Annotated in this window: 16 protein-coding genes; 3 read left to right on the top strand and 13 right to left on the bottom strand. The window is 38.8% G+C overall.

Annotation, left to right across the window (positions count from 1 at the left end):
- Positions 1-21: 21 nt before the first annotated feature.
- The 12 genes from G7Y45_RS14455 to dnaB all read right to left on the bottom strand — a co-directional run bounded on the left by G7Y45_RS14455 (position 22) and on the right by dnaB (position 13,774).
- A complete protein-coding gene (locus G7Y45_RS14455) occupies positions 22-1,065 on the bottom strand; it encodes a glycosyltransferase family 2 protein (protein ID WP_005820499.1) in 1,044 nt (347 codons plus the stop codon).
- A 207-nt stretch (positions 1,066-1,272) separates the two neighbouring features.
- Positions 1,273-2,166, bottom strand: a complete 894-nt coding sequence (locus G7Y45_RS14460; protein WP_005820500.1) for an NAD(P)-dependent oxidoreductase — start codon at positions 2,164-2,166, stop codon at positions 1,273-1,275.
- Positions 2,163-3,242 carry a CDP-glucose 4,6-dehydratase gene (rfbG, locus tag G7Y45_RS14465; protein ID WP_032537489.1) on the bottom strand — a complete coding sequence of 360 codons (1,080 nt, stop codon included), beginning with the start codon at positions 3,240-3,242 and terminating at the stop codon, positions 2,163-2,165. Before rfbG ends, G7Y45_RS14460 begins: the two co-directional genes overlap by 4 nt.
- Before the next feature lie 4 nt (positions 3,243-3,246).
- Complete coding sequence (rfbF, locus tag G7Y45_RS14470) at positions 3,247-4,023, bottom strand: glucose-1-phosphate cytidylyltransferase (protein WP_005820502.1); 777 nt, start codon at positions 4,021-4,023, stop codon at positions 3,247-3,249.
- Positions 4,020-5,357, bottom strand: coding sequence for a lipopolysaccharide biosynthesis protein RfbH (rfbH, locus tag G7Y45_RS14475; protein WP_032542584.1), 1,338 nt, complete (start codon positions 5,355-5,357; stop codon positions 4,020-4,022). Before rfbH ends, rfbF begins: the two co-directional genes overlap by 4 nt.
- Entirely contained in the window at positions 5,350-5,922 is a 573-nt protein-coding gene (gene rfbC / locus G7Y45_RS14480) for a dTDP-4-dehydrorhamnose 3,5-epimerase (RefSeq protein ID WP_032542583.1), read from the bottom strand. Before rfbC ends, rfbH begins: the two co-directional genes overlap by 8 nt.
- A gap of 13 nt (positions 5,923-5,935) precedes the next feature.
- Positions 5,936-6,823: a glucose-1-phosphate thymidylyltransferase RfbA gene (rfbA, locus tag G7Y45_RS14485; RefSeq protein WP_005820506.1), complete on the bottom strand. Its 888-nt coding sequence runs from the start codon at positions 6,821-6,823 to the stop codon at positions 5,936-5,938.
- Positions 6,824-6,846: 23 nt separating this feature from the next.
- A complete protein-coding gene (locus tag G7Y45_RS14490; RefSeq protein ID WP_032542582.1) occupies positions 6,847-7,317 on the bottom strand; it encodes a UpxZ family transcription anti-terminator antagonist in 471 nt (156 codons plus the stop codon).
- A 35-nt stretch (positions 7,318-7,352) separates the two neighbouring features.
- Positions 7,353-7,871 (bottom strand): capsular polysaccharide transcription antiterminator UpeY, encoded by a 519-nt coding sequence (upeY, locus tag G7Y45_RS14495; protein WP_005778177.1) that lies wholly within the window; start codon positions 7,869-7,871, stop codon positions 7,353-7,355.
- A gap of 1,141 nt (positions 7,872-9,012) precedes the next feature.
- Positions 9,013-11,862 (bottom strand): bifunctional fucokinase/fucose-1-phosphate guanylyltransferase, encoded by a 2,850-nt coding sequence (locus G7Y45_RS14500; RefSeq protein WP_165015186.1) that lies wholly within the window; start codon positions 11,860-11,862, stop codon positions 9,013-9,015.
- Positions 11,863-11,866: 4 nt separating this feature from the next.
- The gene (locus tag G7Y45_RS14505) at positions 11,867-12,196 is read right to left on the bottom strand and encodes an L-rhamnose mutarotase (protein ID WP_005778184.1); all 330 of its coding nucleotides are present in this window, start codon (positions 12,194-12,196) and stop codon (positions 11,867-11,869) included.
- Positions 12,197-12,226: 30 nt separating this feature from the next.
- Positions 12,227-13,774, bottom strand: a complete 1,548-nt coding sequence (gene dnaB, locus G7Y45_RS14510) for a replicative DNA helicase (protein ID WP_005778186.1) — start codon at positions 13,772-13,774, stop codon at positions 12,227-12,229.
- 180 nt (positions 13,775-13,954) lie between these two features.
- Between dnaB and ispE the strand changes: the two genes are divergently transcribed.
- The 3 genes from ispE to G7Y45_RS14525 all read left to right on the top strand — a co-directional run bounded on the left by ispE (position 13,955) and on the right by G7Y45_RS14525 (position 17,444).
- On the top strand, positions 13,955-14,779 hold the full coding sequence (gene ispE, locus G7Y45_RS14515; RefSeq protein ID WP_005778189.1) for a 4-(cytidine 5'-diphospho)-2-C-methyl-D-erythritol kinase: 825 nt from the start codon (positions 13,955-13,957) through the stop codon (positions 14,777-14,779).
- Between the two features lie 22 nt (positions 14,780-14,801).
- On the top strand, positions 14,802-16,046 hold the full coding sequence (locus G7Y45_RS14520; RefSeq protein ID WP_005820518.1) for a DUF4934 domain-containing protein: 1,245 nt from the start codon (positions 14,802-14,804) through the stop codon (positions 16,044-16,046).
- Positions 16,047-16,181: 135 nt separating this feature from the next.
- Positions 16,182-17,444: a DUF4934 domain-containing protein gene (locus tag G7Y45_RS14525; protein WP_165015189.1), complete on the top strand. Its 1,263-nt coding sequence runs from the start codon at positions 16,182-16,184 to the stop codon at positions 17,442-17,444.
- Between the two features lie 306 nt (positions 17,445-17,750).
- Here the strand turns inward: G7Y45_RS14525 and galE are convergent, their stop codons facing one another.
- Positions 17,751-18,785 carry a UDP-glucose 4-epimerase GalE gene (gene galE / locus G7Y45_RS14530; RefSeq protein WP_005778195.1) on the bottom strand — a complete coding sequence of 345 codons (1,035 nt, stop codon included), beginning with the start codon at positions 18,783-18,785 and terminating at the stop codon, positions 17,751-17,753.
- Positions 18,786-18,885: the final 100 nt, after the last annotated feature.

The raw sequence follows: 18,885 nt of genomic DNA on the forward strand, positions 1-18,885 counted from the left end.
TAAAATTGTTAATGTTTTAAATTAACATTTTTCAAGTGTAGACCAGAATTGTCTTCTTTTAATTATCAATCTTATTTTATTTACAATTTTATTTGGCATAATTGAGAGCAACACATATGCCAAAAGAGAAAGTGTAGATGCTCTACCCTTTATTTGTTTAATTAAAGGATGATTCGTTTTTATCAATGCAGGATATAATTTTTCTTTAAAATCTTTCCGTTGGTCAATAGGTATATACGAATAGTCTTTATACATTCTATTTACTACATCTTTAAAATCCTGTCTTAAAGGAGAATCCATGAAAAAGTAATCAGCTATAAAGCCAAAAGCACTGATATCCAAGGCATCTCTCGCTATACCGCCGCCCCAAATATTACTTGTTCCCATTACTGCTTGAATATAAGATTGCTTACGGTACATTAATTTATGACCATTCAACAAATATTTCCAAAAATAAAATTCAAAAGCATAACAAGATCCTATAAACACAGGGTCCATCTCTACACTTTTCACAGCTTCTGTTTTAAATATTACAGCACTGATAAAACTGCCCAATGGCAATATACTATTGCATAAAGCAAAGTAGTTTCTTGCCTCAATTTCCTTAGAAAAATCAACAATTAATTGTTCTTTTTCCCTTAAATAGTCAACATGACATATAAATTCACGTCTAGTGTTTACAATATCTACATCGGAAATAAAAAAATCTATTTGTGGATTTTCATTCAACATATTTAGCAGATACTTCAAACCTCCTGCTTGAAAATAATCATCATCTCCTTTCAATATAGAATACTGCCCTGAAGACATAGATAAAACTTTGATAAAATTTCTATCTGCCCCTATATTTGTTTCATTATGATTAACTAAAATCTTAAATTGAGGAAAATCAGAATGAAGTTTTTCTAATTCTTCTTTTGTATTATCCGTAGAAGCATTATTAGAAATGCAAACTTCAATTTGGCTTTCCACTCCTAAATCTATAGCTTGTTTAAACAAATCATGCAACGTATCAATTAGGAAAAAGCAACGATTGTATGTGGGGATACAAATTGATATAGTCATAATATATGTTGTATTAAACTTTAATAAGTATCCTATTACTTGGATAAATATTGATTTTTCATGTCACAGTTTTAATAAATAATCCAAGATTTCGCTACATTCTATCTTAATATTAAACAGCTTTAAAGCAGATAATAAAACTAATAATGGATATTTATTAAATAAATAGGCAATCAAATGTAAATCAATGAATACGCAAAAAATAATTCATCGTTTATTGAATTTTTCTAATCCTTCTTGTAAAGAAATAGCAGGTCTCCATTGTGGCAGGCATTGGTAATGTTCCATTGGTTCCATCACTTCACGATTTTTATAAGCTCTCTTTCCTAAGTTAACTTTTATATTGCACTTCAATATATCAGAAAATAATTCTATAAGTTCTTTTAGACGTATTTTTTCACCTGTATACACACCGTATATCTCATTTTCAATTAGACGATCTGAGTAAAGTAGTTCACAAGCTTGTAAATAGGCAGAACAAACATCTGAAATATAAACCATATCAAGATACTGTTCACCTGGTGAAACATCAATACTACGTTCTGTATCTGCTATTTCTTTCAATAAATTAAGTAATTTCGGACGTTTATCATCTTCTCCATAGACATCATATAACCTTAAAGTTATTACTCTAATCCCAAAAGCATCTACATAATATTTTAATATTTTCTCAAAAGCTTCTTTAGTAGCCGCATATAAGTCAACAGGATTATATTCATCTGAATTGTAATTTTGCCAATAAGTACCAGTATTAATAAATAGGCGAGTAGTACTATACTGCATAGCCTCTAAAATTTGTGTTCCAAACAAAATATTACTCTGTATAAGAGCCGGTATTTGTTCGGATTTACAATTTGTGTATACAGCGGCTGCCAAATGAAATACTACAGTAGGATTAGCTCTTTTAAAAAAAGAAATTAATTCTATTATATTTTCAGTATATATAAAAATATTTATCCTATCAATTATTCTCTCAATATTCTTATAATTAGAGTTTTCTCGAAGTATGATAAAAATTTCCCACTCCCTATCAAGCAGATAATGTACTAAGTGAGAACCAATGTAGCCTGTTGCTCCCGTTATAACGCAAGTCCGTTTCACTTTTTAGTATATAGCTCTATTTGATTTACACAAATACTGTAGACACTTTCTTCTTGATAACGTTTGTACCAGTCTACGGTCAATGCTACTGTCTGATTTATATCCATTCTGGATTCCCACCCCAACATAAATTTTGCTTTAGAAATATCCAACATTAATAGTTTAGCTTCATGCAAGGTATTGGGATCGGATAAGTCTCGCAATTGACCACTCCCATAGTTTTCCACCACTTTAGTAGCCACATCCCATACTGTGGAAATAGATTCTGCTCTTGGGCCAAAATTCCAACCTTCACAATATTTTATAGGCTCTTTCCACATCCTTAGGGCAAGAAGCATATAACCGCTTAAGGGTTCAAGTACATGCTGCCATGGACGAATCGCTTTAGAACTCCTAATCTCTATTTCTTTGCCGGCTTCTAAAGCCTTAATACAGTCTGGAATAATACGATCTAATGCCCAATCACCACCACCAATCACATTACCTGCACGTACACTGGCAATGCTTTTACCATGCTTCTCATATTGCTCGGGATGGAAAAAAGAGCGACGCCAAGAGGCTATCGCTATTTCAGCTGCCCCTTTACTACTTGAATAAGGATCATAACCTCCCATCGGTTCATTTTCCCGATATCCCCAAATTTGCTCTTTATTCTCATAACATTTATCAGTGGTAATCATCACCCCCACTTTTACACTATCGGTTACACGGATAGCTTCAAGGACATTAATTGTTCCCATAACATTGGTTTCGTACGTCTCAACCGGAATATCATAACTAAGCCGTACTAGTGGTTGGGCTGCTAAATGGAAAACAAGTTCAGGCTCGTATTCTTTAAAAATGGCTTTCATACGTCCCCCATCACGAATATCAGCACGGATATCAGCTTTTATGTTCTTTCCTATGTCGGAAAGAACATAATTATCTCGCTCTGTGAATGGTTCTAAGCCCACACCTATCACCTCAGCACCCAATTCGTGCAGCCAAATCGAAAGCCATGAACCTTTGAAACCGGTATGACCAGTAACAAGTACTCGTTTACCTTTATAGAAGTTATTAAATATATCTATACTCATATTCCTACCATACTTTCCAGGGAGCTTTCCCATTATCCCACATGTCATTTAATTCTGTATTATCTCTGAGTGTATCCATTGGCTTCCAGAAACCAGTATGTCTAAAAGCATGCATCTTACCGTCTTTAGAGATAGACTCCAATGGTTGACGTTCAAATATCGTAGAATCACCGTCCTTTATATAGTCAAATACTTCTGGTTCGCAAACAAAGTAACCGGCATTAACCCAGTTACGATCTCCGTCAGGTTTTTCTTGAAAAGAAAGTACTTTATCCGTAGCCAAATCTATTTGCAGAGCACCAAATTTTCCTCCTGGTTTATAAGCTGTTAGAGAAAGGATTCCTCCTGCAGCTTCGTGTGACTGAATTGTATCAGTTATATTCAGATCAGCCACCCCATCCCCATAAGTTAATAAAAAGCGTTCATTTCCAATATATTTTTGAACTCGTTTGATACGACCACCAGTCATCGTATTTAAACCCGTATCAACCATAGTCACTTTCCAGTTCTCTGAATGATTATCATGAATAGTTGTAGTATTATTAGACAGATCAACTGTCATATCGCAATTGTGCCGAAAGTAATTAGCAAAGTATTCTTTGATTACATATTGTTTGTAGCCACAGCAAATAACAAATTCATTGATTCCATAATGACTATAAATTTTCATTATATGCCAAAGGATGGGTTTACCACCAATTTCTACCATCGGCTTAGGAATCAAATTGGTTGCTTCACTCAAGCGAGAGCCAAAGCCACCGGCAAGAATTACAGCTTTCATTTGTTACAAAATTCTTTTATGGTTGTAATCATATGATCTAACATTTCCTTCGTCATTCCCGGATATACTCCTATCCAAAGAGTATTGTTCATCACAAAGTCAGTTCCTTTCAATTCACCAACTACCCGATATCCTTCTCCTTTTTTGCGCATTTCATCAAAGGCTGGGTGCTTCAACAGATTTCCAGCAAATAGATTACGGGTTTGTATTTTTTTACTTTCTAAATGGACAGCTAAATCATTACGAGTAAACCCGGCATCTTCTTTTACCGAAATAAGGAATCCGAACCAACTGGGATTAGAGTTTTTTTGAGGTTCCGGCAGAATGATATTTCTTGTTCCTGTAAGTCCTTCTTTAAGATAAGTAAAGTTATGACGACGTGCCTCCACAATATCATCCAATTTATCCAGCTGTGCACAACCGATCGCTGCTTGCATATCTGTTACCTTCAGATTATATCCGAAATGAGAGTATACATATTTATGATCGTAGCCAAGTGGTAATTCACCGAACTGCTTACTAAAACGATATTTACAGGTATTATCTACTCCACCGACACACCAACAGTCACGCCCCCAATCGCGGAATGAATTAACCAACTTGTGGAGTAAAGGATCATTAGTATAAACAGCACCACCCTCTCCCATAGTCATGTGGTGTGGAGGATAGAAACTACTGGTACCAATGTGACCAATTGTGCCTGTTTTCTTTTCTACTCCATCAATCATATAAGTAGAACCAAGTGCATCGCAATTATCTTCTACCAACCAAAGATTGTATTTATCACAGAATGTCTTGACAACTTGCAAATTAAATGGATTTCCCAAAGAATGAGCAATCATAACTGCTTTTGTTTTTGACGATAAAGCTGCTTCTAACTGTTCTATATCAATATTGTATTCAGGAATAGTAACATCCACAAAAACAGGAATAGCACCATATTGAATACAAGGTGTTACTGTCGTAGGGAATCCGCAAGCAACCGTAATCACTTCATCACCACGTTTTACTCTACGTTCCCCCAACTGAGGAGAAGTCAAAGCCATAAATGCAAGTAAATTAGCAGAAGAACCGGAATTAGTAAGTGAACAGTAATCTACCCCTAACCATTTAGCAAAACGGACTTCAAATTTATGTGCCCACGGACCGGCAGTCAGCCAGAAGTCAAGGGACGAGTCAACCAGGTTCACCAATTCGCGGTCATCGAAATAGCGACCGCCGTAGTTGACAAAACTTTTACCGGGTTCGAAGGAGGGGGAGGACCCGTGAACCTCTTTGTAGTATTCCCGAGTTAAATCGAGAATTTGTTGCTTGAGTGTTTCTTTCTTACTCATATAATGTATTGTTTATATCAAACTGTAGTTCTATGCTATGTAACAGAGGATGCGTGTAGTCTTTACCACTCAATATAACCTGGTCTTGTGGTATCTTCCAGGCGATATTCAAATCCGGATCATTCCAGGCAATCGCCCCTTCAGCTTCCGGATGATAGAAATTATCACACTTGTATTGGAAGATGACCTCTCCGCTCAGCACACTAAAACCATGTGCGAAGCCACGCGGAATAAAAAACTGACGGTGATTGTCTTCTGTCAATTCAACCGAAACATGTTTTCCAAATGTGGGAGAACCTTTGCGGATATCGACAGCCACATCAAGAACTGCACCCTTGATTACCCGTACCAGTTTGCTTTGGGCAAAAGGAGGTTTCTGAAAATGGAGACCGCGAATGACCCCGTAGCTCGATTTGGATTCATTGTCCTGAACAAAAGTCGTTTGACATACATTTGATTCGAACTCCCCCTGATTGAAGGATTCAAAAAAGTAGCCACGGTCATCCTGAAACAGACGGGGCTCAAGGATAACAAGACCTTCGATTGATGTTTTTATTATATTCATCGGAATAAAAATTCTACTTTATGGATAATTCATCGATAACTTTCAACAGATATTGCCCATATTGATTCTTCAGCATCGGACCTGCCAATGCTTTCATCTTTTCAGGAGAAATCCAGCCTTGCCTCAGGGCTATGCCTTCCAAACAGGCCACTTTCAATCCCTGACGTTTTTCAATAACCTCAATAAATGTACTTGCTTCGGACAAAGAATCATGAGTGCCTGTATCCAACCAGGCGAACCCCCGTCCTAAAAGCTGGACCTTCAGTTCCCGATCGGACAGGAACCGTTGATTGACCGTTGTGATTTCCAATTCTCCACGAGGGGAAGGCTGAATACTCTTGGCTACTTCCACCACCTTATTGGGATAAAAATAAAGACCCACAACGGCATAATTGGACTTAGGGACCTCAGGTTTCTCTTCGATGCTGAGAACATTCCCGGCCCTGTCAAACTCAGCTACACCATAGCGTTCGGGATCACTTACCCAATAACCAAAAACAGTTGCTTTGTTCTCCGATTCGGCTGTATGGACTGCTTCACGCAGCATACGGGTAAAACTTTGCCCATAAAAGATATTATCACCAAGAACCAGACATACAGAATCATTGCCTATAAACTTCTCACCAATAATAAATGCCTGTGCCAAGCCGTCGGGAGAAGGTTGCTCGGCGTACTCAAAACGTACTCCAAAGTCAGAACCGTCACCCAGCAAACGTTGAAAGCCGGGTAAGTCATAAGGAGTGGAGATAATCAATATTTCACGAATCCCTGCCAACATAAGTACAGAGATAGGATAATAGATCATCGGCTTATCAAATATCGGAAGCAACTGCTTACTGACTCCTTTGGTGATCGGATATAAGCGAGTGCCCGAACCACCGGCCAAGACAATACCTTTCATGACAATAAATTATAGGTTAAAAATTAATCTATGTAATTATTTGGATACTGATTTTCCTCTATCATCTTCAGCATATCTACAGCCTCCTGTTCATCTATCGATAAAGTTTTATTATCCCAATAATCTATAATTGCATGAGCTTCCTTTGCCAACTCTTCCTCAAAAACTTCTCCATAACAATATGTCAAAAGCTGACACTTGAGCAAAGAAGACGGGAGAGACTCTAACACAAGCAAGGAACGATCCAGAATAACCTGTTTCTTAGATTCCTTGTCGCCATAATCATAGATTGTTGCATTGTAGCCCATCAAGAGAACCAGGCAAAGTCGTGCTTCTTCTTCCGGATTTTCTCCTTTCAAAGCAAACAAAGCATCAGATTTTTGAAGCACTTCAGTGTTTAATTGACGGAAACTGTCGGTATAGATAGGAGAACCGTCAGCGCCCAAATACAATAATTCGTGAGCCACATGTTGCAGCTCATGAATCTGGGTCATAAGAGTATTCATTTTATATGATAAAATATTACTGATTACGGTGCGAGAATGCGAAGGTAGCTTTTAGGAACCTTGACACTGGCAGATAAAACGCCACGAATACGGATAGTGACATAAGTACGATTAGAAAGACTGGCCAGTTCACCTTCAACTCCACAAAAATCTCCCTTGATAACTTGTACTTTGGTGCCAACTGCGAAACAATCATCGTTGAGGATAACAGCAGCAGGGTCGAGATTCATGACAAACATAAAATCTTTCATCTGCTTATCGGGAACAATAAGCATACTCTTAGTGTCAAAATCACGCATATAGAAAAGACGAACCCCGTATTCGTTGGCAATAGCACAAGCAAACTCTTTGGTAGCATGTACAAAAATAAGATTACGAATGACAGGAACTTCTACACGACGCCGGCGATATTTCAATTGACGAATGACAAATTGGGTCGGCAAAAAGTACTCGACACCTATTTTCTCTAATGCGTCACGAGTAGTAAGCTCCTGATCCTTACGGGTACGGGCAGCGAACCAATATTCTTGTTGTTGAGACATTTAGAAGGATATATTCCTGAGTGATTTACTTAAGTCCGGGTATGCTTCGCAGTTGGGTGAGACTCTTTTTCTCAGCCAAACTGCAAGATTTTTTATGACTTATTTTAGGTGGAAACGAACGGATTCAATCAATTGATGTTTCAAAAAACGTTCGTCTTTTGAAACATCAATTATGGAGATAAAAGACCACATGCAAAATAAGTAAAAAGCTGTTTTTATTATCAGATTATTATCTGATAATCAGCATATAAAGAAGTATATTTACTTTTTCATCTAAAAATATTTTGCACATCAAAATTTAGTTCATACCTTTGTGCTATTAAACGAACGTCTTTTGAAACACATTCACTGCTGAATATCAGTTAATTACAAAAGAATTTATTCTTTTTGTTCTTTTTACGCTTACCACATAACATACTGATAATAAATAAATTACCTGACAAAATAAAATCTTCATTATTCCATCTATAGAGGTTTAGAAATTATATACTCCCAAAAGCATTCTGTCACATTGTATTTTGAGTAGCCTCAGGAATCCCTTATTTACGGACCACTGACTAAGTTGTTATAAAAAACACCGGGATTCCATTTTCACCAATATCATATCTCCACCAAATAAATCAGATCACCAGTCACAAGTTCAATAAACATGTGCTAATTTCAATCAGTAAGCAACGGCAACGGCATCCTATACCTCCAAAATAACATTCAGGAATGATTCATATTGACCTATGCTACAGAAGAGAATTCTATAGTTTTTGTTCAATAAATGAAACCGTTAGGCAAAAAGTAGGAGAATTTTCAATAAAAATGAATTTCGTAACTATACGAAGTTAACTTCGTATTTTCTTATAACTAACTTCTTCTTCACAAGAAGTTAATGTTTTGCAAAGACGAAGTTAACATCGTATGAAGAGTACACGTATGAAGAAACGAATTAAAGGCAAGTTTATGCTCCATCACTTGCTATTTCATCACTTTCTCAAGACAACGGAGTTTTTAAAACAAGAAAAAAGCAGACTTAAAGATACCAGAATCTCTATTTTACTATCAGAATAACAGAAGAGGCAAACTTAATGAGGAATAGAAAAGGAAGTCGACAAGAGATAAAGTATTTACCTCCCGTCGACTAATAATGATTTTATGATCGTGATACTTGGAATCCCTTATCCGACAGCGTCATTTCAACGAAGCGTGCACGAGGATTCGGAGCGTTTTCTGTCAGTATCTTACGAATACGAACAGCAGCTTGCGGATCTTTCGCTACCATATATAGGTACCCGCCACCACCGGCTCCCGGCAATTTATATCCCAAAGTATAATCTTTTATCAGATCGATAATTGCCTCCACAGCCGGAGGATTCGTTCCGCTATCCAATGCTTTGTTTTGTTCCCAGGTTTTTCCTACCAAACGGCCAAACTCAACAAAACTTCCACGCTGTATAGCTTCATTCATATCCAATGCATGTGCCTTCATTTCCGAGAGCAAATTGAGATGCAACGATGAATTGAGGAACATGGAACTGACTATTTCTGCCAAGATTCCTTTTGCCGTACGAGTTATGCCGGTATAATAAAGCAAGTGACAGTCTTTATATTCAGGATGCGTAAATAAATGATCGGGCAACCAACGCACCAATGGGCTTTGAGCAAAGCCCGCCTCGGTCTGAAGAAGCTTCACACCCTGCAACACACCTCCATACTGATCCTGCCATCCACCACCGGTAGTCAACAATTGTTCAAGAACAAGGGTGCGTTGACAAATCTCATTCTTATCCCAGGCTAAACCACAGAAATCGTTAATGGCACCAAGTACGGTAGAAGCTAAAATAGAACTTGTACCCAAGCCGGAACCTGCCGGAATAGCCGCCAATAAAGTCACTTCAATACCTGCACCGAAATCTTTAAGCTGTTCCTCCAATGAAGCATAAGATACAGCAGAAAACGCAGGTGCAAAGCCTGCCAACGATAGAGCGGCTTTCGGTATAGAGAATGGTGAACCGATCTTCTTATAATCCTGCAATTCATCAAACGTAGATACTATTTCCATGGCACCCATATCGATAGAACGCAGGACGATATGGAAGTCTTTGCACGGCTTCACATAAACCTGTAAGGGAGGTTGTCCGTTCAACTCAATGGCCAGATTCACAACGTTTCCTCCCGAATAAAGTGAATAAGGAGGAGTGTCGGTCCACCCTCCTGCCATATCGATACGTACAGGACTGCGTCCCCAAACAATCTGATCGGAATATACATCCAGTTTTGGTTCACTCTTGCGGTTGCTGATCTCGCCCAACAGTCCATCACGCAGCAGATCAAAAGCAGCCTGTTCTTCCGGACGATAATCTTTCCCGTCTAATTTCAAAATACGCGCACGCAACATCCGGTTATGGATTCGTGACATCTGCAGAGCATCCTCAGGCAATAACTCAGGCATATCCAGACCAAGACGTACAAAATCTTCGGCCGCATCGGCCAGATCGAGTTGATAGAAAACACTTTTTTCATGATTAACGGCCAATGCTTTCCAGTTTCCTTTCCGAAACTCTTCACGCTGTGCATACAAACGTTTCAAATTGGCACCTGCCGAAATCTCGTCTGCAGAGAAACGTTCGGAACGTAACCAAATGCTCTTTCCCTCTTCCAACTCAGGTTCGGACAACATCCACCTCAACACCAATCCCAATTCTTCAGCAGAGTTAACCAAAGAAAATATAGAAGCAGCCTGCAAGTCGTCCGTACGTCCTTTCAAATCTGTATATGAAAGACCACGTTTCGCCATCCATTCACCAAAAGGAATACCCGTCAGGGTTGTTTTAGAATCTCTCAAATCTCCTTTGAAAACATCGTCCAGACCGTATGGACGGGCAACAAAGCCCTTATCTCCCATCGGAACCACATCTACACACACTCCGGCAGGAACAGTCAATGTCCAGTCATTTTCCGGTACACCGGTTATGATATGTCGTGAAGCTATCTTCCACTGAGCCCCTATATGGCTGTTTTCAATCCATAAATCAGCATTTTCTGCACAGAGAGGTATCTGTACTACAGCATTTTGGACAAACATAGCCGGATTGGGTTTTACTTTACGATGCATGATACGACGCTGATCGTACACTTTATTCTGCACAGAAAGAGTGGAAGAAATCAGCTCTTTACTGGTACCATAATGATAAAACTCTCCCCCGGGCAAAGGTAAAATAGCAACCGACAAAGTATTCACCTCTTCATCTTCAATGCACGGGTGTGCGCCAAGAGCCAATCCAAAATCGGAATAAAGATCGTAATATCTCAGTTCCTCAGAATTCTCTTTATAGGAACGCTTCATCAACACCTCCACAGCACGGTCACTCAAAAGCCAGATGCCAATATCCATCAGAAAAAGATGAGTCTTTGACAATGACTCCAGTTCATCCAAAGAAGGTTTTTGGAGCATGAAGTCAAGTTTTTCAGGATGTTTCCGGTCGGAAGCAAATACACCATGATGAGTGGCCAATGAAGGATCAACCCACAGTCCATAGCAAACTACATCTGCATCCGGAATGGTTTGTAAAGGCTTCTCCGAACGAATATATACATCACCGCTCGCAATCAATGTATGTAGATTTTCCGGAGCTAAAGACATGATCTTTTCATACAGAGGCAACTGTAAGGAAAGCAAGTTCTGCCCAAGGTGTTGCCCCCTCTCCCATCGGAACACAGGAACCGGTGTCAGTATCTTGCCCGATGGTGCGTAACCAGGCAGACGACGGCTTTGTCCGCCTGCATGCAACAGAATTCTTTTCTCTTTTCCCAGCCACCCGGAAAAAGAGGTCCCGTCAGCAAATTCGTTATAACATTCTTTCAGTAACCAAGCTGTTCCACCTCCGGAACCAAGTTTTTTGCCTACCGGATCGGAAGTACAAAACCAATCGGTACGGTTTACCCGCTCTAATTCATGAAAGGACTGAACCAGATTAGGAGGCAAAGATAGTAGTTTTTGCATATCATCAGAGTTTAAATATACGTTCCATCATTTTCCATTTCTCGTGTGATGCTTGTCCGGGCAACGAACGCTGGAAACGGGACATATAAGCTTCCCATTCAGCCTGCCGAGGCAGTTTAGCCAGACGTTCGTTATCTTTTATCCAATCGAATTCATCTACCGTATCGACAATCATAAAGAGAGTATGTTCGTGGATATAAATCTGCATATCGAGTATCCCGACTTCACGGATACCTGCTTTAATTTCCGGCCACACATGCTGATGTTCTGCGACATAAGCACGAATCAATTCCGAATCGTCATACAATTCGAGTGTTTGGCAATATCTTTTCATGGTATTATAAATTAAATAAATATCTTATTTCTAAAAAGGCAAAGGTCCGTCATTGCCTCCTCCGAACGGATTACCTCCCTGAGGGGCAAATTCAGCTGGAGGCGGAGGTACACTCCCGGTATTATTCATGCGCGACCCCAACATAGCTCCTGCATCAGGCAACGGAATCACCATATCGTCATCCGGATTCTGGAAACGGGTATATTCACCTTTGAATCGCAACAGAACATCGCCAACTGCACCATTACGATGTTTAGCGATAATAATTTCGGCCATTCCACGGAGATCGTTTCCTTTATCATCCTGAAATATCTTGTAATATTCGGGACGGTGAATGAAGCACACCATATCGGCATCCTGCTCAATGGCACCGGATTCACGAAGGTCACTCAACTGAGGACGCTTTCCTTCAAGTCCTTCACGACTCTCGACACCACGGTTCAACTGTGACAGAGCAATAATCGGGATATTCAACTCCTTGGCAAGTCCCTTCAATGAACGTGAAATGGTACTGACCTCTTCCTGGCGGCTGCCGAATGCCATACCGCTGGCGTTCATCAACTGCAAGTAGTCAATGATGATAATTCTCACTCCATGCTCACGTACCAACCGACGCGCCTTGGTACGAAGTTCAAATACGGAAAGTGAAGGTGTATCGTCCACATAAAGCGGTGCATCCAGCAAATCCTTTAGTTTATAATCGAGCTGTTGCCATTCATAAGCTGCCAATTGTCCGCTCTTGATTTTTTCACTCGGAATTTCACAAACGTTCGAGATCAGACGATTGACCAACTGAACGTTACTCATTTCAAGAGAAAACAAGGCTACCGGATTCCTAAAATTCACGGCAATATTCTTAGCCATTGAAAGTACAAAAGCCGTTTTACCCATGGCCGGACGGGCTGCAATAATTATCAAGTCGGATTTCTGCCATCCGGAAGTCATCTTATCCAGTTTGGTATATCCACTCTCCAATCCGCTCAGACCATCGGTACGTGCGGCGGCTTTCTGAATCTGTTCGTAAGCTTCCGCTATGATCGGATTGATCTGCGTATAGTCTTTCTTCATGTTCCGCTGCGAAATCTCAAAGAGTTTTCCTTCAGCTTCTTGCATAAGATCATCTACATCAAGAGTCTCATCAAACGCCTTACTCTGAATATTACTTGTAAAAGTTATAAGTTCTCTTGCCAGATATTTTTGTGCTATGATACGAGCATGATATTCAATGTGAGCAGAAGATGCCACTTTACTGCTCAATTGAGTAATATAAAATGGTCCTCCGACTTCTTCCAACTCGCCACGCTTACTGAGTTGCTCTTTTACTGTCAGAATATCTACCGGTTTTTGATTAACGGCAAGGTCGGTAATAGCAGCATAAATCAACTGATGCCGATGTTCATAAAACGATTCCGGACGGAGAATCTCACTCACCAGCGAATAAGCATCTTTTTCAATCATCAAGGCCCCGAGCACAGCTTCTTCCAGTTCCGGCGCTTGCGGCTGGATACGCCCATAATCATTTACGGGTTGAACCTTGGACTTAGTGGTACTACGGGTATTTCTTCTTTGTTCGGCCATCTGTATTTTTATTGAAATATAGAAAATGAATAGTGGATTAAGTTGTATACATCCACAAAATGTAGGCAAAGATAATTCTCTATTATCAATTTTCCATTATCAAATCTGAATTATTTATTTAACTTTGCGTCCATTAGATAGCATTAATCATTAACCACGAATCATTAATAGTCCAAAGACATGATTACATTTCCGAATGCCAAAATAAACCTGGGGCTGAACATTACTGAAAAACGTCCGGACGGATACCATAACCTGGAAACAGTGTTCTATTCTGTACCTCTGGAAGATGCTCTGGAAATTACAATATTGAATGACTCTAAACAGAAATTTGCTTTGCATCAATCCGGTCTTGAAATCAGTGGAGAACCCGAAAACAATCTGGTAGTAAAAGCTTATCTTTTACTTGATCGGGAATTTCAATTACCCCCGATAGATATATACTTGTACAAACACATTCCTTCGGGTGCCGGATTAGGAGGTGGCTCTGCAGATGCTGCTTTCATGCTGAAGCTGCTAAATGAAAAATTTCACCTGCATCTGACAGATGAGAAACTGGAAGAATATGCTGCCATGTTAGGAGCAGACTGCGCTTTTTTTATAAAAAACAAACCAACTTTCGCAGAGGGTATCGGGAATGTCTTTTCCCCTGTCGATTTATCACTGAAAGGGTATCAGTTAGTACTTGTAAAACCCGATATCTTTGTCTCGACGCGGGAAGCTTTTTCATTCATTAGGCCCCGCCATCCCGAACATTCATTAAAAGAAATCATCAAACGTCCGGTAAACGAATGGAAAGACAACATGCTGAATGATTTTGAAGAAAGTGTCTTCCCACAGTACCCTGTAATCGAAGATATCAAAAAAGAACTTTACCGCAAAGGAGCCGTATATGCTGCCATGTCTGGTTCCGGTTCATCTGTCTTCGGTTTATTCAACCCTGAAGAAGAAATAGCAGATTTAGATTTCGGCCAGGCATTCTGTTTTCAAACGAAATTGAAATAGCCCCATCATAAATTATAATACAATGAAAAACTACTTATTGGCATACGGATGTGCTATGCTTTTATTAGCCTCTTGTACCTCTCCATCAAGAGAAACGAAAGCGCCCGGACAGATAGATATTGTTGGAAAAATTAAAAATCCAACGGAACTTAAAGCCTCCGATTTTCTAAAGGAAATCAATTATATAGCATTAGAAACCACAGACAGTTGTCTGATCAATAACAATCCGGATATACAAGTTTATAAAAACAACATTATCGTTAGCACAAACAAGCAATGCTTAGTCTTCGATAAAACCAACGGCAAATTCATACGTTCTATCGGACATGTAGGTAACGATCCGGGAGGATATAGTGAAGCGACTTTCTGGATCGATGATGTGGCAGAAGAACTATATTTTGTCGGGTGGAACGGTAGTTTAATGCGCTACGATCTGAAAGGTAATTATTTAGGCGAAGTTAAGGTTTCCAAAAGCTTAGGCCCAAGAAATCCTGCTTGCTTTGTTTTCACAGATTCATTAATCATCAGTTACCAATCTGACCTTTTCCCGATAAAAGGAACGGAAAAGAAGCCCCCTTTTCTCCTCCTTGACAAAAAGGGGGAAATATTAGACAGTATCCCATCTCTACTGCCAGTTATACCCGTAGCCATAAATACAATACGAATAAACATATTAAAGAATGAAAAAGCACGAGAGTTCTACGGCAACATGGGGATCTATGGCATGATAATAGCATACTTTAACAGTGATGAGGTCATTGAATCTCCACGGATGCTTTCTACATTATGGAAACATGATGGAAAAGTACGTTTTAAAGAAGCTTATCTGGACACAATCTACACCTTATCCGGAAATAAGTCACATCCTTATCTGGTTTTCAATACAGGAAAATATCATTATCCGGTAGAAGAAAGATACCAGAAAAAGAAAAATGATGAAAGAATTAAAATCGATCATGTGATGGAAAGTGCTTCAATCATCATATTCCAGTTCAGGCAGAGAGATGAGGTATACACCGGCATATACAATAAAAACACTCAAACGACTCAAGTAAGCAAAGGACAGAGTTTTATGAACGATATTGATAACTTCATGCCTCTGAATCCCCGTAGATGCAATGCTGATAATGAATATGTAGATCTTATTCAGGCAAGTAGTGTTTTAGAATGGATGGAAGAGCATCCGGAAATTAAACCAAATGGCAAGTTTGCTTTTGCAAAAGAGATCAACGAGGAATCTAATCCGGTAGTCATCCTTATGAAATAGATTTTTCAAGAATCAAAAAACTAAATATTTTGGTTATTTAACTACAACAAATAGTTTAATCACTAAAATATTTAGTTTATTTGTCCTTCATAACGAACAACAGGTATTTTATAACCTAAAATAAATGATAAAAACATGAAGAGACAAATTGTACCATGTGGCATTTTCGCCCTATTATTATTATTGCCTTCTTGCAATAGAACACAGCAAACCTCGGAAATCAATCAGATAGATATTGCCGAAGGAATAGAAAAACTGGCAGAGCTCAAAGTATCTGATCTTGGAAAAACAATCCAATACATCCCTTTAGAAACAACAGACTCTTGTTTAATCGGAGATTTTCCGGAAGTTAAACTTTTGGATAATAAGATTATGATCCATAATGGGAAACAATGTTTGTTGTTTGATAAGCAAACCGGAAAGTTTATTTGCTCCGTAGGACATAGAGGAGATGATCCGGAGGCTTATAATAATACTAATGGATATCTGAATCCACAAAACCAGTTGTTATATTTTAACCGTGAACCTAATCAACTGGTAAAATATGACCAAAAAGGTAAATTTGCGGGAATCATTACCATTCCCACTCCGGAAACCTCAACCGGCAGTATTCAAATAAATCGTCCCGGACTCAACGGATTTATATTTTGTGATTCTATTATTGTAGGACATTATGTAGGTGGTTTGGGTCAGAAATGTCCCAGTTCGGTATTATACTTTTCTGAAAAAGGCAATTTTATAGATACAATCCCTAATATTATACCTGAATTAGGTACCGGGCAGGTAGACGATATTAGCAGTATTTCCGTACGCAAAGGATTCGGACTGTTAGGTGGTATCATCCACATACAATACAGTAATGGAAAGCAGAGCATTTGTGTGCCTAATCATACGGCACTTTGGAAAAATAATAATGAAATCCGTTTCAAGGAATTGTTTACTGACACCATTTATACATTGAAAGATTATCAATTGGAAAAACACATGATATTCAATACCGGCAAATATCATTGGCCGGCAGAAGAACGAACACTTTCGGAAAACAATAGTGACCGTATCCTGGTCAGCTATGCAATAGAGAATAACAAATTACTCTATTTCCAATTTATCAGAGGACTATACACAGAAAAGCCTGTTTTATACAATGGAATTTATGATAAAAAGACGAAGGTAACCCATATAGCTTTAGCTGATAATAAATTCATCGATGACTTAACTCAGCTTATGCCTTTCAACCCTACTTTCTTTAATGAAAAAGGAGAATATGCCTCTTTAGTCCAGGCAGACGACATTCTTAGCTGGCTGGAGGAACATCCCGAAATAAAAATAGAGAAAGAACTAAGTGTCTTAAAAGAATTGAATGAAGAATCGAATCCGGTAGTAGTATTGGTAAAGTGATTTAAAAGTGTAATCACATTTTGTTCTCAGACAATAATCTGACAAAGCGGAAGAAGATAAATCAAATAAAGTTCATAATAAAAAAACAGTACCACGACTCACGTCGTAGTACTGTCACAACACAAACACAAAATAAAACACGACAAAACTACTATGCAATCTTACCTGTCTATGCCGGGGAGGCATAAGTACCAATTATGGATATTCACATACACATAAACAGCATCAGGCCGATTTGCATCCTATAAACAAATGTATAAAAACATTTGTTCATTTCTTATATGTTAATTAAAACAATATTCTAATTTATTGGATACCTCTTTCACGAAGTTTCAACTGCCAAGCCCATGCAGAGCGCAGTGTATCTTCAAGAGTTTCCTGTGCCTTCCATCCTAATTCATTGTTTGCATAATCAGGATTAGCCCACACTTTTTCTATATCACCGGCACGGCGCCCTACAATCTGATAGTTCAGTTTTACGCCTGTAGCTTTCTCAAATCCGTTGATCAGTTCAAGAACCGAAACTCCACGACCTGTACCGATATTGAAAGTCTCAACTTTATCTTTTTGTTTCTTTTCAAGAATACGTGCGATAGCAATCACATGTGCTTTGGCAAGATCTACAACATTAATAAAATCACGGATACATGAACCATCGGGTGTATCATAATCATCACCAAACACGCTCAGTTTTTCACGAATTCCGATAGCTGTCTGGGTTAAATAGGGAACAAGATTTTGTGGTACGCCATTAGGAAGTTCTCCCAATAATGCTGTTGGATGAGCACCGATCGGATTAAAGTAGCGCAACAAAATAGCATTTATCGGAGCACCTGAAGTTACAGTATCCCTGACAATCTCTTCGTTAATCTGTTTTGTATTTCCATAGGGAGAAGTAGCTTTCTTAATCGGAGCATTCTCTGTTACAGGTAATTCATCCGGTTCACCATATACAGTACATGAAGAAGAAAATACAATACCTTCTACACCATGTTTTGGCATCAGCTCAAGCAGGTTGATTAAAGAAACCAGATTATTGCGGTAGTACAGCAATGGTTTTTCTACAGATTCACCTACTGCCTTGCTGGCTGCAAAGTGAATAATTGCCTTAATACCTTTATATTTATTGAACACGGCATCCAAACCGTTAAAATCCAAACAGTCCAGTTTCTCAAAAACAGGACGAATACCTGATACTTTCTCGATGTTATCTACTACATCAGCATTTGAATTAGATAAGTTATCAATGATGATTACTTCGTATCCACTGTTTTGCAGCTCTACTACAGTATGAGAGCCGATATATCCGGTTCCGCCTGTTACTAAAATTCTTTCTTTCATAACGTGTATAATGGTTAGTTTTTTCGGTTTTCTTGTAAAGTGTTTGCAAATGTAACAAAATAAATTTAGATAAATGCACAAAAAACGAATATTATTTCAT

This window comes from Bacteroides sp. ZJ-18, assembly GCF_011038705.2.
Classification (GTDB): Bacteria; Bacteroidota; Bacteroidia; order Bacteroidales; family Bacteroidaceae; genus Bacteroides; species Bacteroides hominis.